The following is a 22,947-nucleotide window of genomic DNA, read 5'->3' on the forward strand; positions in this document are numbered from 1 at the left end:
TGGATGTGCCCCCATGACCGAACTCAAGAATGATCGTTTCCTGCGCGCGCTGATGCGTCAGCCGGTGGATGTCACCCCTGTGTGGATGATGCGCCAGGCTGGCCGCTATCTGCCGGAGTATCGCGCCTCGCGTGCACGGGCGGGTGATTTCATGGGGCTGTGCATGAATCCGGAGATGGCCTGCGAAGTAACCCTGCAGCCGCTGGATCGCTACCCGCTGGACGCGGCCATTCTGTTCTCCGATATTTTGACGATTCCGGATGCCATGGGGCAGGGCCTGTACTTTGAGACCGGCGAAGGTCCGCGCTTTCGCAAGGTGATTAACAGTCTGGCCGATATCGAGGCGCTGCCGGTTCCCGATCCGGAGAACGATCTGGGATACGTGATGGATGCGGTGCGCACCATTCGCCGTGAGTTGAACGGCCGGGTGCCGCTGATCGGCTTCTCCGGCAGCCCCTGGACGCTGGCGACCTACATGGTCGAGGGCGGTTCTTCCAAGGACTTCCGCAAGACCAAGGCCATGCTCTACGACCAGCCTGAGGCCATGCACCTGCTGCTCGACAAGCTCGCCCAGTCTGTCACCAGCTACCTGAACGGCCAGATTCTTGCCGGCGCCCAGGCGGTGCAGATTTTTGATACCTGGGGCGGCAACCTCTCCGCCGACGCCTACCAGAAGTTCTCGCTGGCCTACATGCGCAAGATCGTTTCCGGTCTGATTCGCGAGCATGACGGTCGCAAGATTCCGGTCATCCTGTTCACCAAGAACGGCGGCCTGTGGCTGGAAAGCATCGCCGATGCTGGTGCCGACGCGCTGGGTCTGGACTGGACCATGGATATTGGCGTCGCCCGCTCGCGGGTTGGTGCAAAGGTTGCATTGCAGGGCAACATGGACCCGACGGTGCTGTACGCCAAGCCGGCGGCGATTCGTGCCGAGGTGGCACGCATCCTCGCCAGCTACGGCAAGGGCAGCGGCCATGTATTCAACCTGGGCCACGGTATTACACCCGAGGTTGACCCGGCTCACGCCGGTGCCTTTATCGAGGCGGTGCATGAATTGTCAGCGATCTATCACGATCCGAATGCTATCGTGGTCTGACGGTTCCTGCGCCAAGATGGCGCACGACGGAAGCGACTGAACAAGGAGAAGGCGTATGCGCAGGGTAGTGTTCAACCAGAAGGGTGGGGTCGGTAAATCCAGCATCGCCTGCAACCTCGCCGCGGTCAGTGCCGCGGCGGGCTACAAGACCCTGGTGATTGACCTGGACCCGCAGGCCAACTCCAGTCACTACCTGCTGGGCGAGCGCATGGCGGATGTCGATACCACCATCGCCGACTTCTTTGCCCAGACCCTGTCCAGCGGCCTGTTCAGCAAGAAGGCCGAGCACTTCGTCACCGAGACACCGTTCGAGAACCTCTGGCTCATGCCGGCCAGCCCCGAGCTGGCCGAGTTGCAGCACAAGCTGGAGTCGCGCTACAAGATTCAGAAGCTGCGCAAGCTGCTGAACGATCTGAAGGACAACTACGAGCGCATCTACATCGACACCGCGCCGGCCTTCAACTTCTATACCATGTCGGCGCTGATTGCCGCCGACCGCGTGCTGATCCCGTTCGACTGCGACAGCTTCTCCCGGCAGGCGCTCTACGGTCTGCTGAGCGAGTTGGAAGACGTGCGTGAAGAGCATAACGAGGATCTGGCGGTTGAAGGTATCGTCGTCAACCAGTTCCAGCCGCGTGCCGCGCTGCCGCAGAAGATGCTTGATGAACTCATTGCCGAGGGGTTGCCGGTGTTGCCGGTTCATCTGAACAGCTCGGTACGCATGCGCGAGTCGCATGAGGCGGCCACTCCGCTGATCTTCCTCGACGGTCGGCACAAGCTGACCCAGCAGTTTATGGCGCTGCACGACCACATCGAGAGTCAATAAGTCACGTCTGTCCGGATTGACCGTCCGGGCTTCCTTCTGCATGCTCGGCGCTGGGCTTGAACAACTCGATAACAAGGACAGCGCAATGAAGCTTGAAACGCTCGCCATTCACGCCGGCTATACCCCAGACCCGAACACCCACGCGGTGGCCGTGCCGATCTATCAGACCACCTCGTACTCCTTTGACAACACCCAGCACGGTGCCGACCTGTTCGACCTGAAGGTGCCTGGCAACATCTACAGCCGCATCATGAACCCGACCAACGATGTGCTGGAGCAGCGGGTTGCCGCGCTCGAGGGCGGCGTGGGTGCGCTGGCGGTGGCCTCCGGTATGGCCGCGATTACCTATGCGATCCAGACGCTGGCCGAAGCCGGCGACAATATCGTGTCGGTGGCCAAGCTGTATGGCGGCACCTACAACCTGTTTGCCCACACTCTGCCGCGTCAGGGCATCGAGACCCGCTTTGCCGCCCACGACGACATCGCCGCACTGGAAAGCCTGATCGACGCGCGCACCAAGGCGGTGTTCTGCGAATCCATCGGCAACCCGTCCGGTAACGTCATCGACATTCAGGCGCTGGCCGACGCGGCTCACCGCCACGGCGTCCCGCTGATCGTCGATAACACCGTGGCCACACCGGCACTGTGCCGCCCGTTTGAGCACGGCGCGGACATCGTGGTCCACTCGCTGACCAAATACATGGGTGGTCACGGTACCACTCTGGGCGGCATCGTTGTCGATGGTGGCTGTTTCCCGTGGGCCGAGAACGCGGAACGTTTCCCGCTGCTCAATACCGCCGACCCGTCCTATCACGGCGTGGTCTATACCGAGGCCTTCGGCCCGGCCGCCTTCATTGGTCGCTGCCGCGTTGTGCCGCTGCGCAACATGGGCGCGGCGCTGTCGCCGTTCAACGCCTTCATGATCCTGCAGGGGCTGGAAACGCTGGCGCTGCGCATGGAGCGCCACTGCGACAACGCGATGGCGGTGGCCGCGTTCCTGAAGAATCACCCGCAGGTCGCCTGGGTACAGTACGCCGGGCTGGAAGATCACCCCGAGCACGCCCTCGCCAAACGCTATATGGGCGGCAAGCCGGCGTCGGTACTGTCGTTCGGGATCAAAGGCGGGCAGGAAGCCGGCGCGCGCTTTATCGACGCGCTCAACCTGGTGGTGCGACTGGTCAATATCGGCGACGCCAAGTCACTGGCCTGCCACCCGGCCTCCACTACCCACCGTCAGCTGAACGACGAGGAGCTGGCCAAGGCCGGCGTGCCGCGTGACATGGTGCGCCTGTCGATCGGTATCGAACATATCGACGACATCCTGGCCGACCTGTCGCAGGCGCTCGACGCTTCGCTTTAGTCACCTCCCGCTTTGCGGGAGCTGAGCCGCAAGCGGCAAGCCATAAGCCACAAGCAAAACCCGCGCGGTGTTGAATCGCGCGGGTTTTCTTTTGGTTGGGATAGCACCCTGAATGCTAAAAAGCGTTTGACTGCCTGTAGGCCAATTCATCCTGACTGCGCTTGCAGGGGGCGGCCATCCGCCTTGCAGCTTGCAGCTTGCAGCTCGCGCGCGCCTGCGCGCTAGGGAAACAGCGGCCAGACGAGCGGAATGATCAGCGAGCCGGCTGCCCACATGATCAGGTTCAGCGGTACGCCGATACGCATAAAGTCGGCGAACCGGTAGCCACCGGCGCTGTAGACGAAGGTGTTGGTCTGGTAGCCGATCGGGGTGGCGAAGCTGGCGCTGGCAGCGAACATCACGGCGACCACAAAGGGCGTCGGGTCGGCACCGAGTTGCTGGGCTACACCAATGGCAATCGGGGTAACCAGTACAGCGACCGCGTTGTTGCTGACGACTTCGGTAAGCACCGAGGTCAGCAGGTAGATGAACGACAGCATGAACAGCGGGCCAAGCAGCGGTGCCAGGGTCATGACGTGGCTGACTACGGTGTCGACCAGGCCGACCTTGTTCATTGCGATGCTGATCGCCAGCATACCGAAGATCAGGGTCAGGATGCGCCAGTCGATGGCCTTGTAGGCGTCCTCGGTATCCAGGCAGCCGGTGGCAACTACCAGTGCGGCGGCGATCATTGCCAGCCCCTCGATCGGCATGACCTTGAAGGCGGCCAGCACCATCACGGCCAGCACGGCGGCGATGGCAATCGGCGCCTTGTCGCGGCGGTAGGCGCGTTCCTGTACCGAGTTGAGGCTGATCAGCTCGCCGTTGTCGGCAAACTTCTTGATCTGTGCGGGAGTACCTTCGACCAGCATGACGTCGCCGAATTGCAGCTCGAAGTCGTCCAGGTTGTCCTGGATATTCTCGTTATGGCGATGCACTGCCAGCACGTGAATACCGTAGCGCGCAGTCAGGTTGAGGTCGCGCATCGGACGGTGGCTGTAGCGTGAGTTACGGCCGACGATGGCCTCGGCCAGCAATACGTCGCGGGTCGAGATGGTCTCGAAGCTGTCCGGGCGGTTGATCGCCAGCAGGCCGTTCTGGCGCAGCTCGACGAAGTCGCGCATGCCGGCATGCAGCACCAGCCGGTCGCCGGCCAGCAGCCGGGTGTCGTTGAGCGGGGTCGACAGTTCGTCGTCGCCACGGAAGATTTTCAGCACCCGGATACCGCTGTTGCCGTTCAGGTTGGCCTGGCTGATGGTCTGGCCAATCACCGGCGAGTCGTGCGGTACCAGCAGCTCGGTCATGAACGTACGGGACTGATCCGGGCGCAGCTGGCGCGACAGGCTCTCGCGTTCCGGCAGCAGGCGGTGACCAATCAGCAGCACGAAGGCCATACCGATACCGGCCAGAATCAGGCCGGGCAGGGTAATGTCGAACATGCCGAAGGGCTCCATGCCCATTTGCCGGGCTACACCGTCGACCAGAATGTTGGTCGAGGTGCCGATCATGGTCATGGTGCCGCCAAAAATGGTGGCGTAGGACAGCGGGATCAGCATTTTTGAAGGCTTGCTGCCAATTCCGGTGGCCAGCGCGATGGCGACCGGCGTGAGAATCGCGACCACCGGGGTATTGTTGATAAAGGTCGACAGCAGCAGGGCGGTCATCATCAGGCTGAACAGGGTGCGCCACTGGCTGCCCCCGCCCATGCGCGCGAGCCAGTTGCCCAGGGTTTCAACGCAACCGGTGCGCTCCAGCGCGGCAGACAGAATAAACATGCAGGCGATGGTAATGGGCGCGCTGTTCGACAACACACCCATTACCTCGGCCGGGCTCAGCAATTGGCTGACCAGCAGCACGGCAACGGCGATGCCGACCACCACGTCGGGGCTGAACCTTTCCCGTGCGAACGCGTAGAACACCCAGCACAACAGCAGTGCCACGCCAATCAGTGGCAGTGAATCCCAGCTCATCGGTACCGAACTCTCTCGTGAGGTATCGGGTCCATGCTTGGACCCTTGCAGGGCGTCACATTAAGAGGTGGCGCTATATTTGTCCAAGCACAAAAACTGATTTTTATATGCTTGCAAGGAATAAGCGAGGCTCAGGATGAACAGCTGATTTCCAGATGCCTGCCCCAGTCCGGCGGCGTCGCCGCATAGGCATCGGCACCGGGCTGTGGCTCGAACGGCCGGCGCAGGATGTGGTGCAGGCGACGTACTTCATCGAAGTCATCCTGTTCGGCGGCGGCGATGGCGTTCTGCGCCAGATAGTTGCGCAGCACATACAGCGTGTTGGCGGCCTGGCGCGCGGCCGGGCTGGCCTGGCAACGGCGCTGGTGCTCGCGATACCAGTTGTCGAAAGCGCTGCGGTCGATGAACTGATCACGCACCAACGGGTTGTCTTCGGCCAGCTTGCGCAGGGTCAGGTGGTAATCGGCGCCACTGGTTTGCATCAGTTGCAGCAGTGCGTCCAGTTGCTCGACGTCTTCCGGGTGGGCGTCGCCCCAGCCGAGTCGTCGGCGCATCAGCGTCAGATAGTGCTGCTCGAAGGTCGGCATGAACTGCGCCAGCTCGGCTTTCAGCGTATCGACCGCAATAAACGGCGTCAGCGCCTGAGCCAGACAGGCGAGATTCCACTGCGCGATCATCGGCTGCCGATGGAAGGCATAGCGGCCTTCGTGGTCGGAGTGGTTGCAGACATGCCGTGCATCGAAGGCGTCGAGGAAGGCGTAAGGGCCGAAGTCGAAGGTAATGCCCAGAATCGACATATTGTCGGTGTTCATCACCCCGTGACAGAAACCCCAGGCTTGCCAGTGGGCGATCATCTCGGCAGTGCGCTGGAGCACACTGCGAAACATCGCCAGCTCGGGTTCCGGCTGGTTGCGGCAGTCGGGGTAGCAGGTGTCGAGGGTGAAATCGAGCAACTGGCGCAGCTCGTTGTGTTTGCGGGTGTAATAAAAGTACTCGAAGTGGCCGAAGCGAATATGCGAGCGCGCCAGGCGCAGCAGCATGGCGCCACGCTCTTCCCGTTCGCGGTAGACCGGGTTGTCGCCGACGGTCACACACAGGGCGCGGCTGCTGGGGATGCCAAGTGCATGCAGCGCCTCGCTGGCGAGGAACTCGCGGATCGACGAGCGCAGTACCGCACGGCCGTCGCCCATGCGCGAGTAGGGCGTGCTGCCGGCACCCTTGAGGTGCAGATCCCAATGCTCGCCGGCCTGGTTTACCGCCTCGCCCAGCAGCAGGCCGCGGCCATCGCCAAGCTGCGGGTTGTAGGCGCCGAACTGGTGGCCGGAATAGATCATTGCCCGTGGTTCGGCGCTGCTCCACAGCTTGTGGCCCGAGAACAGCTCGATGAACAGCGGGTCTCTTGCTTCGGCCGGATCCAGATCGAGCAGCCGCAAGGCATCCTCGCTGCATACCACCAGTCGCGGGTTGTGCAATGGGTCGGGCAGGACCTTGCTGGAGAAGGTATCGCCCAGTGCGGCGAAGCGGTTGTCAAAGTGCAGATCGGCCAGAGTGGACACAGCGGGTTCCCGAAGCAATGGATGCAGTGCCCATGCTACAGCAGGATGCTTCCGGTGTTATGGCTCTCCATCAGGCGGGGTAATGGACGAGCCAAAACCTTGACCACAGGGACGGGCATCCCTAGTGTTCAAACACCTGTATGAAACCATGCTGCCAGTTCTGTCTGGCGCCCCCTGGAGAGTCGACATGCCTGAATATAACGCCCCCTTGCGCGATATGCGCTTCGTCATGGATGAACTGCTGGACATGACCGGCAGCTATGCTGCCTATGGTCTGGAAGATGCCACCCCTGATCTGGTCAGCGCGATCCTCGAAGAGGGCGCCAAGTTCACCAACCAGGTGCTGTCTCCACTCAACCGCAGCGGGGACGAAGAAGGCTGCCATATCGAAAATGGTGTGGTTACCACTCCGAAGGGCTTCAAGGAAGCCTATCAGGCCTACTGCGAGAACGGCTGGGGCTCGATGACCGCATCGCCGGAATACGGTGGACAGGGTCTGCCGTCCTCGCTGGGTCTGATCATCAGCGAGATGGTTGCCTCGGCCAACTACTCGTTCAGCATGTACCCGGGCCTGTCCCACGGCTGTGCTGCGGCGATTGCAGCGCACGGTACCCAGGCGCAGAAAGACCTGTACCTGAGCAAGCTGACCCCCGGCACCTGGACCGGCACCATGTGTCTGACCGAGCCGCATTGCGGCACCGACCTGGGCCTGATCAAGACCCGCGCCGTGCCGCAGGCTGACGGCACCTACAAGGTCACCGGTACCAAGATCTTCATTTCGTGCGGCGAGCACGACATGGCCGAAAACATCGTCCACCTGGTCCTGGCCAAGTTGCCTGATGCCCCGGCTGGCACCAAGGGTATCTCGCTGTTCATCGTGCCCAAGTTCCTGCCGGACGCCAACGGCGAAGTGGGCGAGCGCAACAGCCTGATCTGCGGCTCCATCGAACACAAAATGGGCATCAAGGCCTCCGCTACCTGCGTCATGAACTTTGACGATGCTACCGGCTTTTTGATCGGCGACATCAACAAGGGTCTGAACTGCATGTTCACCATGATGAACCACGCCCGTCTGGGTACCGGCATGCAGGGGCTGTGTCACGGTGAAGCGTCCTATCAGTCGGCTCTGGCCTATGCCAAGGACCGCCTGCAGATGCGTTCGCTCAAAGGCCCGGCTGCCCCGGAAAAAGCGGCTGACCCGATCATCGTTCACCCGGACGTGCGTCGCATGCTGCTGACCATGAAAGCGTTCAACGAAGGTAACCGCGCGCTGGCTTACCACACTGCCAAGCTGCTGGATCAGGCGCATTATGCCGCCGAAGAAGAAGCTCGCGCCGATGCCGAGGCCCAGCTGGCGTTTCTGACGCCGATCTGCAAAGCCTTTATGACCGACACCGGTCTGGAGGCGACCCTGCTGGGTCAGCAGATCTTCGGCGGTCACGGATTCATCCGTGAGTGGGGGCAGGAGCAGCAGGTGCGTGATTGCCGTATCGCCCAGATCTATGAAGGCACCAACGGCATTCAGGCCCTCGACCTGCTCGGTCGCAAGGTGCTGGGTAGCCAGGGCAAGTTGCTGAAAACCTTCACCAAGCAGGTTCACCTGCTGTGCAAGGAAGTGGAAGGCAACGCCACCTTTGGCGAGTACGCCAAGAAACTGGCCCAGCTCAACACCCAGTGGGGCGAGCTGACTACCGCCGTTGGTATGAAGGCGATGCAGAACCCCGAGGAAGTGGGCGCAGCGTCCGTTGATTACCTGGCGTTCTCCGGCTACGTTGTGCACGCCTACTTCTGGTTGAAGATGGCACTGGTCGCTCAGGCCAAGCTGGATGCCGGCACCACCGAGGTCGACTTCTACAAGGGCAAGCTGGCGACCCAGGCGTTCTACTACCAGCGTCTGCTGCCGCGCGCCCAGGCGCACGCCGAGGCGCTGAGTGCCGGTGCCTCTACTCTGATGGATATTGCTGTCGAGCAGTTCTGATCCATCCGTTGGTCCAGGAAACCCCGGCTTGCCGGGGTTTTTTATTGTCTGGCGTGCAGGCTTTGGGTAATGCTTGGCACGTCTGACCCTGATCTGCTGATGTTGCTTATGGTGACCAATCAATAATAAAAAGTCATAAAAAGACGCTACAGGTTTTTTTGTTGTCGATATACAATCTCCCGCCTGCGCCGGTATATCCCGGCACTGAATCATGAGGAGATATCCATGGCCGACTATAAAGCTCCCCTGCGCGACATGCGCTTCGTTCTCAACGAGGTCTTCGAGATCTCCAAGCTCTGGGCCGAGCTGCCCGGTCTTGCCGAGATTGTTGACGAAGACACCGCAGCCGCGATTCTGGAAGAAGCCGGCAAGGTAACCGGTGGTGTGGTCGCACCGCTGAATCGCAGTGGCGACGAGGAAGGATGCTCCTGGAACAATGGCGCCGTAACGACGCCGGCCGGCTTCCGGGAAGCCTACAAGACCTACGCCGAAGGCGGCTGGGTTGGTGTCAGCGGGGCGCCCGAGTTTGGTGGCATGGGCATGCCCAAGGTCATCGGTGCCCAGGTCGAGGAAATGGTCAACTCGGCCAACCTGTCTTTCGGTCTGTATCCGATGCTGACCTCCGGTGCCTGCCTGTCGATCCTCAACCACGCCAGCGAAGAGCTGAAGGAAAAGTACCTGCCGAATATGTATGCCGGTACCTGGGCAGGCTCCATGTGCCTGACCGAGCCGCACTGCGGCACCGACCTCGGCATCATTCGCACCAAGGCCGAGCCGCAGGCTGACGGCAGCTACAAGATTTCCGGTACCAAGATCTTCATCACCGGTGGTGAACACGATCTGACCGAGAACATCATTCACCTGGTACTGGCCAAGCTGCCTGACGCACCGGCTGGCCCGAAGGGTATTTCGCTGTTCCTGGTGCCCAAGGTCATGGTCAATGACGATGGTTCGCTGGGTGAGAGGAACTCCCTGTCCTGCGGCTCCATCGAGCACAAGATGGGCATCAAGGCCTCTGCCACCTGTGTGATGAACTTCGACGGCGCTACCGGCTGGATTGTCGACGAGCCGAACAAGGGCCTCAATGCGATGTTCACCATGATGAACTACGAGCGCCTGGGTGTAGGCATTCAGGGCCTGTCGCTGGGTGAGCGCTCCTACCAGAATGCCATCGAGTACGCCCGTGATCGTCTGCAGAGCCGTGCGCCGACCGGCCCGGTCAACAAGGACAAGGCTGCCGACCCGATCATCGTTCACCCGGACGTGCGTCGCATGCTGCTGACCATGAAAGCGCTGAATGAAGGCGGTCGCGCCTTCTCCAGCTACGTTGCCATGCAGCTCGATACCGCCAAGTACAGCGAGGATGCGGCTACCCGCAAGCGCGCCGAGGAACTGGTTGCACTGCTGACGCCGGTTGCCAAGGCATTCCTCACCGACATGGGGCTGGAAACCACAGTGCACGGCCAGCAGATCTTCGGCGGCCACGGCTTTATCCGTGAGTGGGGTCAGGAACAGCTGATCCGCGACTGCCGTATCACCCAGATTTACGAAGGTACCAACGGAATCCAGTCGCTGGACCTGATGGGCCGCAAGATCGTCGGCAGCGGTGGGGCGTTCTACAAGCACTTCAGCGACGAGGTCAAAGCCTTCATTGCCAGTGCAGATGCTTCTCTGTCCGAGTTCACCGGCCCGCTGGAAGCGGCCATCGGCAACCTCGACGAACTCACCGCCTGGGTTATCGAGCAGTCGAAGGGTAACCCGAATGAAATCGGCGCGGCCTCGGTCGAGTATCTGCAGGCCTTCGGTTACACCGCCTATGCCTACATGTGGGCACTGATGGCGCGTACCGCCATGGCCAAGCAGGCGGAAGACGAGTTCTACGTGAGCAAGCTGGGCACTGCGCGTTTCTACTTCGCCCGTCTGTTGCCGCGTATCCACTCGCTGACCTCGTCGGTCAAGGCGGGCAGTGATGCACTGTATCTGCTTACAGCTGATCAGTTCTAACTCGGATCGTGCCACGAAAGGCCCCGCTTCGGCGGGGCTTTTTCGTTTCTGCGCGGCATTGTTGCTGTCGTCGGACCTATTCAGGAGGCGAAGCGCTGCCGGAGCGGGTAAACTGTGCGCGATTTTACTTTTCTCTCCCCGGAGCTTGCTCATGTCCCGTGTATCTCTCAGCCGCTACCTGATCGAACAGACGCGCAGTCACAATACCCCCGCCGACCTGCGTTTCCTCATCGAGGTGGTGGCGCGCGCCTGTAAGGAAATCAGCCATGCCGTATCCAAGGGTGCCCTTGGTGGTGTGCTGGGCAGCATGGGTACCGAGAACGTCCAGGGTGAAGTGCAGAAAAAGCTTGATGTGATCTCGAATGAAATCCTGCTGGAGGCCAACGAGTGGGGCGGCCACCTGGCCGGCATGGCGTCCGAGGAAATGGACAATGCCTATCAGATTCCGGGGCAGTATCCCAAAGGTGCCTACCTGCTGGTGTTCGATCCGCTGGATGGCTCCAGTAATATCGACGTGAACGTCTCGGTCGGTACCATCTTTTCCGTGCTGCGTTGCCCTGACAAGTATGTCGAGCAGACCGGCAGCCTCGATGAGCACGCCTTCCTGCAGCCGGGTACCGAGCAGGTGGCTGCCGGTTACGCCATCTATGGCCCGCAGACCATGCTGGTGCTGACCCTGGGCGATGGCGTCATGGGCTTTACTCTGGATCGGGAGATGGGCAGCTTCTTCCTGACTCACGAAAATCTCAAGGTGCCGACCAGTACCGCCGAGTTCGCAATCAACATGTCCAATCAGCGTCACTGGGAAGCACCGGTCAAGCGCTATGTTGACGAACTGCTGGCAGGCGTCGAGGGGCCGCTGAACAAGAACTACAACATGCGCTGGATTGCCTCCATGGTCGCCGATGTGCACCGCATTCTTACCCGTGGCGGCGTATTCATGTACCCGCGCGATGGCCGCGAGCCGGAGAAGCCGGGCAAACTGCGCCTGATGTACGAGGCCAACCCGATGTCGATGCTGATCGAGCAGGCCGGTGGCGCCGCGACCAACGGCAATCAGCGTATTCTCGATATTCAGCCGGAGTCCCTGCACCAGCGGGTTGCCGTGTTCCTCGGCTCGAAGGAAGAAGTTGAGCGGGTTACCGGCTATCACCAGGGCTGAGCCGGGTCAGGCCGCCGACCTGGTCGGGGCCTGATGACCCGATGTAAGCATTTGCTTACGCTTTGTGCTGGCGTTGGCCTATGGGCACACCCTGCGATGCTGCGTAGTATCAAAAGCGCTAGGAGCATCGCAGGAAGCGACCAGAACAACAGGGAACAGGGACGGTGCCTCGGAGGCACAACACATTAGGGATGATCAGGATCCTTTCTGCAAAACCTCGCCTCGGCGGGGTTTTTTCTTGCCTGCGATTTGTCCGGGGATACGTCAGCACGTACCCCCCGTTGCACCGCTCAGCCGCTGAAACGACAGCTCAAACTGCCCAGCGTGCCCATCTCTACTTCGGCCAGATCGCCGGCAGCAACCGGCTGCATGCCCGCCAGCGCGCCGGTCATGATGACGTCACCGTTGCGCAGGTGCTGCCCGGCAGTGACCATTTGATTGATCAGCCACAGGGCTGCATCCAACGGGTTGCCCATGCTGCTGCCGGTGTTTCCGCTGCCCACCTTTTCGCCGTTGAGCGTCAGAGCCACCGGCAGGTCATCCAGCTGCACGCTGTCTGCTGCAACGCACTGGCCCAGCACGTGGGCACCAAAGGACAGGTTGTCGGCTACCGCATCAGCCAGAGACTTCGGCCAGCCCTCATAGGCTGAGTCGCAAACCTCCAGCGCGGGCATCACACCTTCGAGCGCCGCGATCAGTTCGGCGCGATCGGCCAGAGGATCTTCGATATCGCGAGCCAGGCGCATCGCAACCTCAACCTCCAGTCGCGGCGCGATAAAGTCAGCGTGGCGCAGGGTGGCGCCGTCGTTATATTCGTTGGCCGCCAGCAGCACGCCGCGCAGCGGTTCGGCGACGCCGAGTGCCGCTCGGGCCCGGGCGTCGGTCAGCCCCAGCTTGTAACCGGCCGGCCGCGCGCCGTTCAGCTGGCGGGCGATCAGCGCGTGTTGTACCGCGTAGGCGGACGCCAGGTCGGTCAGGGCATACTCGGTGGCGATCGAGCCGCGCGGCATTCCGCTGCTGCGGGCTTCCAGCAGCGCCTCTGCGGCCTGTTCTATATGACTCATGCCGTTTCTCCCCGGCTCGGTTTTTCGCCGACAACCGTGGTGCGGAACATCTCGCGGCGCTTGCCGAAGTAGTCCGAAATGGGCTGATGCCAGACGCAGCGGTTGTCCCAGATCGCCAGTGTGCCCGGCGTCCAGCGCATGCGGCAAGTAAAGGCCGGGGCGGCGGCGACGCTGAACAGGTAGTCGAGCAGCGGGCGTGACTCCTCCGGCTTCATGCCGGCGATGCCGAGGGTATAGGCCGGATTGGCGAACAGTACCTCGCGGCCGGTTTCCGGGTGGCGAATGATCATCGGATGGGTGCGGACATCTTCATCGACGTTTTCGCCGAAGCGGATCTGCATGTTCTCGATGCCGGCGTTGTGTACGGCCTTCGGGCCGTAACCGAACTCGGGAGTGTGGATGCCGTCGAGCTGGCGCAGCAGATTGCGCAGGGTGGGAGACAGCCACTCGCAGGCCAGGTACATGTTGTTGAACAGGGTGTCGCCGCCGCTTTCCGGCACATCGTGGCCGTACAGCAGGGTGAAGGCCGGCGGCCGCTCCTGGAATGACCAGTCGCTGTGCCAGGCGCCGCCGAACACGAATGGGCTGCCTTCGCCGGCTTCCTTGAGCACATGCACCACATGCGGATGATCGGCCATCGGCTGCACATAGGGTTCCTTGCCGAACTTGCCGAAACGCAGCGTCACGGCTTCGAGCTGCTCGACGCTCAGGTTCTGGTCGCGGATGAACAGCACGCCATGGTCCATCAGTGCCTGGCGCAGATCGGCCTGTCCGGCGTCACTGAGGTTGTTGAGGTCGATGTCGTAGATGTCTGCACCCAGTGAGCCGGCCACCGGTACGGTGCGGAAATGGTTGCTGGAGCGGGCCTGATTATTTTTCGCCGTGGTGTAGAAGAACTCGGGCATGGCTGTCACCTGCAGTGGTCTGTCTTGTTGTTGATGTTTTTGTTCTGCCAGGCAAGATTGCGCCTGTGCGCGGTGGCTATCCATGATAATTTCTGCCATGACATGATAATAACTGCCACGAGGTTGTATGAACTGGCGTGAAGTACGTGATGCCACCAACGTGCGCCATCTGCTGAACACCGCGCGCAGTCTTGGCTGTTCCGTTGAAGCGTGTCTGCAGGGCAGCGGGCTGGACGAGGGCGTGCTGAGTGCCGGGGCCAGGATACAGCGCTGGCAGGAACTGGTCGTGATCCGCAATCTGGTGGCGCTGGCGCCGGAACCCGGTCTCGGGCTGCTGGTGGGCAGTCGTTATCAACTGACCAGTCTGGGGCTGCTCGGCTACACCATGCTGGCCTGTCGCAATCTGCATGAGGCACTGGTGGTCAGTACCCAGTTTCGTGAACTGACGCTGTCGATCTGTCCGATTCAGTTGCAGCCCTTTGACGGTGGCGTGCGCATGAGCCTGGACCACAAGGTACTGCCGCCGGATGCACAGGATATGGTTGCCGAGCGCGGGCTGGCAGTCTGGAAGCGCATCTTCGGTGAGTTGCTGCAGCGCCCCTTTGTGCCGGTTCGGGTGGAGCTGGCGCTGTCGCGCCCTGCCACCGCCGAGTGTTACGAAACCTACTTCGAATGCCCGGTGGTAATGGGTGCTGCCAGTAACGCAGTACTGATTGCGGACGCGGACCTGACCAGCGCCCTGCCGCTCGCCAACGAGCTTACCCGCAATGCCTGTGCGGCCCTGTGCCGGCAACTGTGTGATGGGCTTGAAGACGTGGTGTCGCCGTTCGCGCGGCAGGTTCTTCAGGTGCTGATCAGCCATTCGGGTGAACCTCCCGCCGCCGTCGAGGTGGCGGCGGCGCTGGGTATATCCGAGCGTTCGCTGCATCGCCGGCTGGCGGCCGAGGGACAACCCTTTCGCCAGCTCGATGAGCGGGTGCGCGCGCGCCTGGCTGAACGCCTGCTGGGCGACAGTGACCTCGTGCTGGATGCCATTGCCGTGCAGTTGGGCTACAGCGAAGCGGCCAGCTTTTCCCGTGCCTTCAAGCGCTGGACCGGCGTCTCGCCGTCGCACTGGCGTGCCGCTCAGCGGGCAGCAGCGCTGGGGCTTGAACCGTCTACGCCGGCAGTTATTCCGTCTCGGCAATATTGATAGGTCTCGATTGCGAGACAGTACGTATTTCCTGTCTATACTGACCAGGTCGTCCGCATCCGGGCGGATGCGCAGCTAGTCCACCGACGTTGGATAAGGAGTGCTTCATATGGCCGGTTGGTATGAATTGAGCAACAGCACGGACGGGCAGTTCCGCTTTGTCCTCAAGGCGGGAAACGCTGAAACCATCCTCACCAGTGAGCTGTACAAGACCCGCGCCAGCGCCGAGAACGGCATCGCGTCAGTACAGAAAAATTGCACGGAGGATGGGCGCTATGAGCGCAAGGAGGCAAAGGACGGACGCCATTTCTTCAATCTCAAGGCGGCCAATCATCAGGTGATCGGCACCAGCCAGATGTACTCCGCGGCGGCCAGCTGCGAGAAGGGCATCGAGTCGGTCAAGAGCAACGGCACCAGCGACGTCATCAAGGACAAGACCGGCAGCTGAGCTTGGCCTCGTTTTTGCCCTTGCCTGCTTGACGCGCCCTGTCCGGCAGGCTGGCCCGGTTGTGCCCGCTGTTGTCAGAGTGACTGGCCGGAATGTGCGGCCATCGCTTGTTGCAGACCGCACTGAGGGCGCAATATGGGGGCACGTGAACAACCCAGAGGCACCTCGTGAATCAAGTTTGTCCTGACGATTTTGTAAAGGTCGATTCCGCGGAAGCGGCGGTCGACCGCCTGGCCATGCTTTACCAGCAGGCCACCAATGCGCTGCGCAGCGCTCTCAAGCAGTACCTCAAGGATCGCACTCCGCCAAGTGCCGCGCACTGCGCGTTCCGCTACCCTGAGCTGCGGCTCACCTATCACTGCCAGGGTGAAGTGCCGAGCAGTGTGCGCGCCTACGCCAAGGTACAGGTGCCCGGCACCTACGCGGTAACCGTGACCCAGCCGGACGCCTTCCGTACCTACCTGCTGGATCAGCTGCGGCCACTGATGTCCGACTTTACCGTCACTGTGGAAGTGGGCCCGAGTCAGGCCAATATTCCCTATCCGTATGTGGTCGAGCAGGGTGACGAACTGGGCGCCTCGGGCGTGACCGCTGCCGAGCTGGCGCGGGTGTTCCCGAGTACCGACCTGTCCGCCGCCAACGATGGCACCGCTGATGGGCTGTATGACTGGGAGAACCAGGACCCGCTGCCGCTGGCGTTGTTTGACGCCGCCCGCACCGACTTTTCGCTGCGCCGTCTGGTGCATTACACCGGCAGCGACTGGCGGCATGTACAGCCGTGGATTCTGCTGACCAACTATCACCGCTACGTGGATCAGTTCATCCGCCACGGGCTGAACATGCTGCAGGCCGACTCGCGCTTCCAGCGCATGGTGCTGCCCGGTAACGTGGTGGTTGAACGCGGCATGTCCGAAGGTGAGATGCAGGCGATCATCGAGTCGGTGGTCTGGCACCGGTTCCAGATGCCGGCCTATCACCTGCAGGGCAATAGCCCAAGCGAAGGCATCACCCTGGTCAATATCGGCGTGGGCCCGTCCAACGCCAAGAACATCACCGACCATCTGGCCGTGCTGCGGCCGCACTGCTGGCTGATGATCGGCCACTGTGGCGGCCTGCGTCAGTCGCAGACCATCGGCGACTATGTGCTGGCGCATGCCTACATGCGCCGCGACGGTATCCTCGACCGGGTGCTGCCACCGAACATTCCGCTGCCGGCGCTGGCCGAGGTGCAACAGGCGCTGCAGCAGGCGGCAGCCGACGTGACGGGCGAGCAGGGCGATGACCTCAAGCGCCGTCTGCGCACCGGCACGGTGCTGACCTATGACGACCGCAACTGGGAACTGCGCTGGGCCCAGGAACGGCCACTGATCAATCTGGCGCGGGCGATTGCGGTCGACATGGAGAGCGGCACCATCGCGGCTCAGGGTTACCGTCTGCGGGTGCCCTACGGCACCTTGCTGTGTGTATCGGACAAGCCACTGCACAGCGAGATCAAGCTGCCGGGCGCGGCGGGCGCCTTTTACGAGCGCGCCGTGACCCAGCATCTGCATATCGGCATTCATGCGCTGGAGCTGATGCGCAGCCAGCTCGATTCGCTGCATTCGCGCAAGCTGCGCAGTTTCGACGAGCCGCCGTTCCGCTAGCCAGCACTGCACTGTCACTGCCCTGTCACCGCTGTCGCCTAGTATCGGTCCGACAGCGAACAGGAGCAGGTTGGATGAAGCGGCATAACAGCAAGGGGCGTCCCCATGTCGGGCACGCTTGAATGGGGCGGGCCGCTCAGGCGCAGACGCTGGCCGCAACGCCTGCTGTTACTGCTGCTTGCCGCGAGTGTGATGGCGGCAGTCTTTGCGTGGCGATACACGCTGGTCGAGTTGACCGGATTCCGCTTCAGCGGTGCGGCGATCAGCGACGGGCGCGGCGTGTTCGGGCTTGCGGATTACCGGGTGAAGCATCAGGCACAGGTCATTGCCGGCATCGGCAATGACCTGTCCGGCATCACCCACGATGCCGATAACGACCGGCTGCTGGCGATCACCAACGCGGGCCCTGTTCAGGTACTGGCCCTTGACCGACAGGGCCGGCTGCTTGGCCTCTATCCACTGATCGGCTTCGAGGACCCGGAAGATCTGGCCTGGCTGGGCGACGGGCTGCTGTTGATTGTTGAAGAGCGGGTGCAGCGGTTGAATGTGGTCCGTCTTCCCGCGCATCCTGCCCCGATCAGGCGTGATCAGGCGCGGCAACTGACGCTGGGACTGGCCTTGTCGGATGACAACAAGGGTTTTGAAGGTGCCGCTTACGACCACCGGCGTGATCTGATTTACGTGGTCAAGGAACGTGACGCCCAGCAGCTCTACCGCATCAGCGGCCTGCGTCCCACCCTGGCTGGAAATCTGCAACTCGATATCCGGGATCTGAGTGCCTGGGTCGATGCCGCCGGTGTGTCAAAAGACCTTTCCGCCATCACCGTCGAGCCTGACAGCGGCCACCTGTTGCTGCTCAGTGATGAGTCGCAGGTGGTGTTTGAACTGGGCTCTGACGGGGCGCTTCTCGACCGCCGCAGCCTGCGGGCTGGTGGCGGCCTTGATGCCGACATCCCACAGCCGGAAGGCGTGGTGCTGGATAGCCGCGGCGAGCTGTTTGTCGTCAGCGAGCCCAACCTCTTCTATCGCTTCGTGCGGTAACTCCGCTGCTCCATGCAACATTCTTGTGATCAGAGTGTAACCGCTCTGTCTCGGGGCTTTCACAGCGCATCGGTAGCCTTTGCGACTCACTCATATGGTTCGTTAAGGATGCGCCATGTTTATTCGTACAGGATTGGTTTGTTTACTGGCGGCAGGTCTGTTGACCGGCTGCCTTTCGTCGGAAAGCAGTAGCAGCAGCGATGCTGGAGGGCCGCCGGTTGCGCCGGAGGCACCGACCCTGCGGGTCGGGATCATTCCCGATACCCAGGGCGGAGGTCAGAATGCGTCGGTGATGCCGATGCGCGCGTTGATGGAGTTTTACCGTGAGCAGGACGTCGACCTGCTGCTGATTGTCGGTGATCTGTCTGAGGAGGCCACTCCTGCCGAGTATGCCCAGTGGCGCAGTGTTGTCGACGATTACCGGGATGACTTCGTCATGCTACCGTTGCAGGGCAACCACGATATCAAGGGCACTGATCAGGACTGGTATGACAACGTCAGTGACCTGATTCCGGACGACGCCATTCAGATGGCCGGTCAGACAGACAAGAACTATGCCCTGGTGCGGGACAACGTGCTTATTGTCACGGTTTCGTACGGACAGATTCCGTTCGCCTATGACTTTGTTCGGGAGATGATCGAAACCTACCGTGATCAGGTTGATCACATCATCGTGTCTTCCCATAACACCATGGTCGGCAGCCGTTACGGCAACATCCGCGAGTGTGCGGTAGAAGCCTATGACACCTCCGCCGGGGATCAGCAGTTTCTGCTGGTGCACGAGGATTATCGCCAGTTGTTTGCCGATAATGACGTCATCTATGTCGCCGGTCATGAGCATCAGTACCTTCGCAGTCTGATTTCGGGCTACTACGGTGGACACTACACCGAACTGGTCAGCGGTAACGCGTCCTACAAGGGCTACGACAGCCGCTATGGAGAGAGCGAACTGATCCAGCAGGTGGTCATGACCAAAATCAACGACGGCAGTGTCGATGGCACTCTCGACGTCAACGCCTCGATTCTGACGTTCAATGGCACACTGGTCGATTATCGCTCCTACTACGAAAGCCACACGATTCGCAGCAACGAAGATGGCATGCGCGAGCTGGCAACGCCGGACTGGAAGCTGATCGACCGCTTTACCCGCTCCGCCGAGCGTTGCGACAAGATCGTGTTTCCGGCGAGCATCCCCGCCGGCAATCAGTTGAACATGACCCATGACAAAAGTTACCGCACCAGTCTGTGTGTGGCCGGATCGGGAGAGGCAGCGCGGATTCTGGATGGCGAGAACCGTATATTCAATCGCTACGACACCCGCACCCGTACCACCAGCGTCGAGCCAGGTGTCTCAACCGCGCAGAGCAACTCTGCACTTGCCGCTCGCTACTACCGCTGGCTACATATTCCCCATGCCAGCTATAACCCGAACCTGAACAACAGCCAGCGCGTGCGCCTGATCAACGCGGGCACGGAAGACGAAGAAGTGGAAATCCGCCAGACAACCATCGACCTCAAAAAGCAGGTATCGCTCAGCTGGGTAGCCGCGCGTGAGGGAGCAAAAAGTGCGGTTCTGCTGGTCAGCGGAATTCAGGGCCAGGATGGCACCTACAACGGTGCGCGTGGGGCGCAGAAGAGCCTGGCCGTCGACACCGGTTTCGCCGGCAGCTACGGAGATGGCAGCGAGCTGGGCAAACAGCCCTATTTGTTGCCGGAAGGCCGGGTCAACAGCAACTGGACGCTGGATGATGATTCGCGTGGTGATGACTTCGTGCTGCAATTCAACGTGCCGTCCGGCGCGGCTGCCAGCAGCCTGCAGTTGGCTCGCTGGAATGATGCAGAGGGCGGCTGGGAGCCGGTGGTAGCAGCCGAGTGCCTCAGTGCACTGGACTACGACAGCAGCTATCTGACCAGCCTGCCGGCTGATGTCGATGCCCAGTGCAGCACCGCAGCTGGCCTGGTGACCGTAGGCACGCCGCACTTCTGGGTGCGGCTGGATCGTGAGGGCGCCTTTGCCCTGATTGATCGTTGAGTGCAGCGGCTACCTGTGCGATGCAGGTAGCCCGGCTTTTTCCATGCCGCGCCGGATGCCCCTGGTATCCGGCGCGGTGCTTTTACGGGGCAACCGGATCGACCGGCGAAGCTGACCTTGCAGGCATGGCGCCTGTGCCAGTCCTGTTACGGCTGGCGCATCAGGTGTTGTGCCAGCGCGTTGTAGGCCGGTAGCGAGATCGGGTCGTTGGCGCCGTTGGCCGCCACCGGGTTGGAGGCGAAGCGGGCGATCACCATTTCTGCCTTGGGGTCGACGTAGATGGTCTGGCCGTGGATACCGCGCGCCGCAAACACGCCATGGTCGTTGTTCGACACCCACCACATATTGCGGTAGCTCCAGTTGGGCAGGGTAGCGTACCCGGCGGGGGCGAATTTGCCTTGATCGCCGCCTCGGCGGATATCGGCAACCACGGCTTGCGGGACGATCTGCTGGCCGTTGAACCGACCGTTGTTGCGCAGGGTTTCGCCGAACCTGGCCATGTCACGCAGGCTGGCATTCAGGCCGCCTCCAGCGAACTGGGTGCCGATCTGGTCAACCACGATGTAGGCGTCCTGTTCGGCGCCCAGCTTGCTCCAGATCCGCTGTTGCAACAGGTCGGCGAAGGAACTGCCGGTGGCGCGCTGAACGATCCATGCGAGGACGTCGGAGTTGACCGTCTTGTAGGCGAACACCTCGCCGTGCTGCCCCTCGGGCTGTACCTTCTGCAGAAAACCGTACAGGGATGTGGCGCCGTCATAGTCGGCCGGGCGCGGTATCAGGTTGCCGGCCCTTGAGTATTCCCAGATTTCGGCGCTCGGGTCGGAATAGGTCTCGGAATAGCGAATGGCCGTGGTCATGTCCATCACCTGACGCACGGTGGCGTCGCCAAAGCCACTGTCTTTCAGCTCGGGAACGTAGTACGAGACCGGAGCCTGCTCGTCCAGCACACCCTCTTCAACCAGCATCGCCGCCAGGGTGCCGATAAACGACTTGGTGACCGAGAAGGCCATGTGCGGGCGGTCAGCCTGCAGGGCACCGAAGTACCGCTCATAGACCACCTGGCCGCGGTGCAGCACCACGATGCCGTCGGTGTAATTGGCTGCCAGCGATTGCTCCCAGCTCATCTGCGAGCCGTCGGCCAGCTTGAACTGCACCGCGTCAATGTCATCCCGGCGGGCGTCGGGCAATGGGCTGACGGCACCGGTGCCGCGGCCGACTGTCGCCGTCGGCAGCAGTTGGCGAATATGCGAGAAAGACCAGCGAGTCTGCGGAAACAGCAGGTAGTTGCGGGCGTTGATCTGTTTGTCGGCTGCCGGCGGGAAGCCCTGCATCCAGCCCATGACGTTCGGATCGCTGGCGCGGGCGTCGAGCGGTTGCTGGTCCGCCACTGACTGGCCGGCCAGCAGGCCGCCGAGCAGCAGGGACAGGCAGGTGTGCTGCCATCGGGTTGAGCGTTTCATGGGGTCCCCCCTTTTATCTTGTTGTTCTTGGCGGGCTGGCTGGGCAGCAGCCCCTTGGGTGGCAGTATTGGTTAGTGCTATACATCAGGTCCAATGCATATATTGCGAGTTATTGATGCAATGAGTTCATTAATTGATCTGAAGCGGCTCACTCACATGGTTCTGCTCAGCGAGGAGCTGCATTTCTCCCGGGCGGCCAAGCGTGCGCACCTGTCGCAAACAGCTTTCAGCCGCAGCATTCAGTCGCTGGAAAACGACCTGCAGCTGCGCCTGTTCGACCGGGGAACCCGCAGCGTGCAACTGACCGCGGCGGGCAGGCAACTGCTGGAGCAGGCCCGTGACCTGTTGCGACGGGCCGAGAGCCTGAGTGCGTCGGCGCAGTTTCTGGCCGATGCCGAGGGGGGCGAGCTGAACTTCGGCGTTGGTCTGCTGGCAGCGCACAGTTATATGCAGGAGGTGCTGCCGCGACTGCGGCGTGATTGCCCGGGGCTGCGGCTGAATGTGGAGGTCGACCACTGGCAGAATCTGCTGCGTCTGCTGGAGCAGGAGCGCATCGAGTTTCTGGTCGGAGGTACCGGGCCGTTGCAGCCTCCGCCGGGTCTGGCGGTCACGCCACTGCCGTCTCGGGCCACCGCGATTTATTGTCGTGCGCAGCATCCGCTGCTGTCAGCCGGCCGTCCGGTTCGGGCCGAGCTGCTGGTTGACTACCCCTGGTCTGCCGCCTTGCTGGATGATGCCTCTTTGCCGCAGTTGCTGGCGTTGCTGGGGCTGTCATCCGAGGTCAGGCCACGGGCGTTGATGAGCTGCAACAGCCTGTCCCTGTTGCGCCATACCGTGCTTAACACTGACAGCCTGCTTTTTACCTGGGATGGCTGGCTGCAGGAGGATCTGGCTCAGGAAGCGCTGGTTGACCTGACGGCCTGGCTGCCGCCTGATCTTCCGGCGCTGCAATACCGTCTGCACAGCCACCTGATGCAGCTCGCCGATCGCAGTTTGTCACCACCTGCAAAGCGCGCCATTGCGATGATTCGCGAGGTCGCCGAACGGGAGTGTGGGCAGTAGTGCCAACGGGGCCGGCCGCTGGGCAATAGCGCAAGGCTTTCGGGGTTTTGTGCTATCGGCCCTGCCGTCGTGCTGGTTATCCTCCCTGCATTCTGTCCGTTTTTCACGA

17 protein-coding genes are annotated in these 22,947 nt (G+C 61.7%); 12 read left to right on the forward strand and 5 right to left on the reverse strand.

All coding sequences use genetic code 11. From position 1 onward, the window contains the following. Positions 1-13: 13 nt before the first annotated feature. From hemE to AC13EY_RS05445, 3 genes are all read left to right on the forward strand, one after another. Complete coding sequence (hemE, locus tag AC13EY_RS05435) at positions 14-1,096, forward strand: uroporphyrinogen decarboxylase (RefSeq protein ID WP_228245555.1); 1,083 nt, start codon at positions 14-16, stop codon at positions 1,094-1,096. Between the two features lie 55 nt (positions 1,097-1,151). After that, the gene (locus AC13EY_RS05440; RefSeq protein WP_228245554.1) at positions 1,152-1,922 is read left to right on the forward strand and encodes a ParA family protein; all 771 of its coding nucleotides are present in this window, start codon (positions 1,152-1,154) and stop codon (positions 1,920-1,922) included. Between the two features lie 85 nt (positions 1,923-2,007). Next, positions 2,008-3,282 carry a bifunctional O-acetylhomoserine aminocarboxypropyltransferase/cysteine synthase gene (locus AC13EY_RS05445; RefSeq protein ID WP_228245553.1) on the forward strand — a complete coding sequence of 425 codons (1,275 nt, stop codon included), beginning with the start codon at positions 2,008-2,010 and terminating at the stop codon, positions 3,280-3,282. Between the two features lie 221 nt (positions 3,283-3,503). Here AC13EY_RS05445 and AC13EY_RS05450 read toward each other — a convergent pair whose 3' ends face one another. Further along, a complete protein-coding gene (locus tag AC13EY_RS05450; RefSeq protein WP_228245552.1) occupies positions 3,504-5,291 on the reverse strand; it encodes an SLC13 family permease in 1,788 nt (595 codons plus the stop codon). A 131-nt stretch (positions 5,292-5,422) separates the two neighbouring features. Next, the gene (selO, locus tag AC13EY_RS05455; RefSeq protein WP_228245551.1) at positions 5,423-6,847 is read right to left on the reverse strand and encodes a protein adenylyltransferase SelO; all 1,425 of its coding nucleotides are present in this window, start codon (positions 6,845-6,847) and stop codon (positions 5,423-5,425) included. A 187-nt stretch (positions 6,848-7,034) separates the two neighbouring features. Here selO and AC13EY_RS05460 point away from each other — a divergent pair, with 187 nt between their 5' ends. The 3 genes from AC13EY_RS05460 to AC13EY_RS05470 all read left to right on the forward strand — a co-directional run bounded on the left by AC13EY_RS05460 (position 7,035) and on the right by AC13EY_RS05470 (position 11,991). After that, positions 7,035-8,825 carry an acyl-CoA dehydrogenase C-terminal domain-containing protein gene (locus AC13EY_RS05460; protein WP_228245550.1) on the forward strand — a complete coding sequence of 597 codons (1,791 nt, stop codon included), beginning with the start codon at positions 7,035-7,037 and terminating at the stop codon, positions 8,823-8,825. Between the two features lie 225 nt (positions 8,826-9,050). Next, a complete protein-coding gene (locus AC13EY_RS05465) occupies positions 9,051-10,829 on the forward strand; it encodes an acyl-CoA dehydrogenase C-terminal domain-containing protein (RefSeq protein WP_228245549.1) in 1,779 nt (592 codons plus the stop codon). Positions 10,830-10,980: 151 nt separating this feature from the next. Next, positions 10,981-11,991: a class 1 fructose-bisphosphatase gene (locus AC13EY_RS05470; protein ID WP_228245548.1), complete on the forward strand. Its 1,011-nt coding sequence runs from the start codon at positions 10,981-10,983 to the stop codon at positions 11,989-11,991. Between the two features lie 290 nt (positions 11,992-12,281). On the opposite strand, the gene AC13EY_RS05475 is transcribed toward AC13EY_RS05470, so the two are convergent. Continuing rightward, positions 12,282-13,055: a 2-keto-4-pentenoate hydratase gene (locus AC13EY_RS05475; protein ID WP_228245547.1), complete on the reverse strand. Its 774-nt coding sequence runs from the start codon at positions 13,053-13,055 to the stop codon at positions 12,282-12,284. Further along, positions 13,052-13,960 (reverse strand): TauD/TfdA dioxygenase family protein, encoded by a 909-nt coding sequence (locus tag AC13EY_RS05480; protein WP_228245546.1) that lies wholly within the window; start codon positions 13,958-13,960, stop codon positions 13,052-13,054. Before AC13EY_RS05480 ends, AC13EY_RS05475 begins: the two co-directional genes overlap by 4 nt. A gap of 127 nt (positions 13,961-14,087) precedes the next feature. Here AC13EY_RS05480 and AC13EY_RS05485 point away from each other — a divergent pair, with 127 nt between their 5' ends. From AC13EY_RS05485 to AC13EY_RS05505, 5 genes are all read left to right on the forward strand, one after another. Next, complete coding sequence (locus tag AC13EY_RS05485; protein ID WP_228245545.1) at positions 14,088-15,152, forward strand: AraC family transcriptional regulator; 1,065 nt, start codon at positions 14,088-14,090, stop codon at positions 15,150-15,152. Positions 15,153-15,261: 109 nt separating this feature from the next. Then, positions 15,262-15,600 (forward strand): YegP family protein, encoded by a 339-nt coding sequence (locus tag AC13EY_RS05490; RefSeq protein ID WP_228245544.1) that lies wholly within the window; start codon positions 15,262-15,264, stop codon positions 15,598-15,600. Positions 15,601-15,767: 167 nt separating this feature from the next. Then, the gene (gene amn, locus AC13EY_RS05495) at positions 15,768-17,243 is read left to right on the forward strand and encodes an AMP nucleosidase (RefSeq protein WP_228245543.1); all 1,476 of its coding nucleotides are present in this window, start codon (positions 15,768-15,770) and stop codon (positions 17,241-17,243) included. Positions 17,244-17,348: 105 nt separating this feature from the next. Then, positions 17,349-18,284 (forward strand): SdiA-regulated domain-containing protein, encoded by a 936-nt coding sequence (locus AC13EY_RS05500; RefSeq protein WP_228245542.1) that lies wholly within the window; start codon positions 17,349-17,351, stop codon positions 18,282-18,284. 115 nt (positions 18,285-18,399) lie between these two features. Beyond that, positions 18,400-20,316: a metallophosphoesterase family protein gene (locus AC13EY_RS05505; protein ID WP_228245541.1), complete on the forward strand. Its 1,917-nt coding sequence runs from the start codon at positions 18,400-18,402 to the stop codon at positions 20,314-20,316. Between the two features lie 146 nt (positions 20,317-20,462). On the opposite strand, the gene AC13EY_RS05510 is transcribed toward AC13EY_RS05505, so the two are convergent. Next, the gene (locus AC13EY_RS05510) at positions 20,463-21,776 is read right to left on the reverse strand and encodes a serine hydrolase domain-containing protein (RefSeq protein ID WP_228245540.1); all 1,314 of its coding nucleotides are present in this window, start codon (positions 21,774-21,776) and stop codon (positions 20,463-20,465) included. Positions 21,777-21,896: 120 nt separating this feature from the next. On the opposite strand from AC13EY_RS05510, the gene AC13EY_RS05515 reads away from it, so the two are divergent. Next, positions 21,897-22,838 (forward strand): LysR family transcriptional regulator, encoded by a 942-nt coding sequence (locus AC13EY_RS05515; RefSeq protein ID WP_228245539.1) that lies wholly within the window; start codon positions 21,897-21,899, stop codon positions 22,836-22,838. Positions 22,839-22,947: the final 109 nt, after the last annotated feature.

The sequence above is a fragment of the Halopseudomonas sp. L-58 genome, assembly GCF_056859475.1.

Bases quoted from the DNA above. Each gene is read 5' to 3' on its own strand.
- hemE (WP_228245555.1), top strand. From the start codon at position 14: ATGACCGAACTCAAGAATGATCGTTTCCTGCGCGCGCTGATGCGTCAG.
- AC13EY_RS05440 (WP_228245554.1), top strand. From the start codon at position 1,152: ATGCGCAGGGTAGTGTTCAACCAGAAGGGTGGGGTCGGTAAATCCAGC.
- AC13EY_RS05445 (WP_228245553.1), top strand. From the start codon at position 2,008: ATGAAGCTTGAAACGCTCGCCATTCACGCCGGCTATACCCCAGACCCG.
- AC13EY_RS05450 (WP_228245552.1), bottom strand. From the start codon at position 5,291: ATGAGCTGGGATTCACTGCCACTGATTGGCGTGGCACTGCTGTTGTGC.
- AC13EY_RS05460 (WP_228245550.1), top strand. From the start codon at position 7,035: ATGCCTGAATATAACGCCCCCTTGCGCGATATGCGCTTCGTCATGGAT.
- AC13EY_RS05465 (WP_228245549.1), top strand. From the start codon at position 9,051: ATGGCCGACTATAAAGCTCCCCTGCGCGACATGCGCTTCGTTCTCAAC.
- AC13EY_RS05470 (WP_228245548.1), top strand. From the start codon at position 10,981: ATGTCCCGTGTATCTCTCAGCCGCTACCTGATCGAACAGACGCGCAGT.
- AC13EY_RS05475 (WP_228245547.1), bottom strand. From the start codon at position 13,055: ATGAGTCATATAGAACAGGCCGCAGAGGCGCTGCTGGAAGCCCGCAGC.
- AC13EY_RS05480 (WP_228245546.1), bottom strand. From the start codon at position 13,960: ATGCCCGAGTTCTTCTACACCACGGCGAAAAATAATCAGGCCCGCTCC.
- AC13EY_RS05485 (WP_228245545.1), top strand. From the start codon at position 14,088: ATGAACTGGCGTGAAGTACGTGATGCCACCAACGTGCGCCATCTGCTG.
- AC13EY_RS05490 (WP_228245544.1), top strand. From the start codon at position 15,262: ATGGCCGGTTGGTATGAATTGAGCAACAGCACGGACGGGCAGTTCCGC.
- AC13EY_RS05500 (WP_228245542.1), top strand. From the start codon at position 17,349: ATGTCGGGCACGCTTGAATGGGGCGGGCCGCTCAGGCGCAGACGCTGG.
- AC13EY_RS05505 (WP_228245541.1), top strand. From the start codon at position 18,400: ATGTTTATTCGTACAGGATTGGTTTGTTTACTGGCGGCAGGTCTGTTG.
- AC13EY_RS05510 (WP_228245540.1), bottom strand. From the start codon at position 21,776: ATGAAACGCTCAACCCGATGGCAGCACACCTGCCTGTCCCTGCTGCTC.
- AC13EY_RS05515 (WP_228245539.1), top strand. From the start codon at position 21,897: ATGAGTTCATTAATTGATCTGAAGCGGCTCACTCACATGGTTCTGCTC.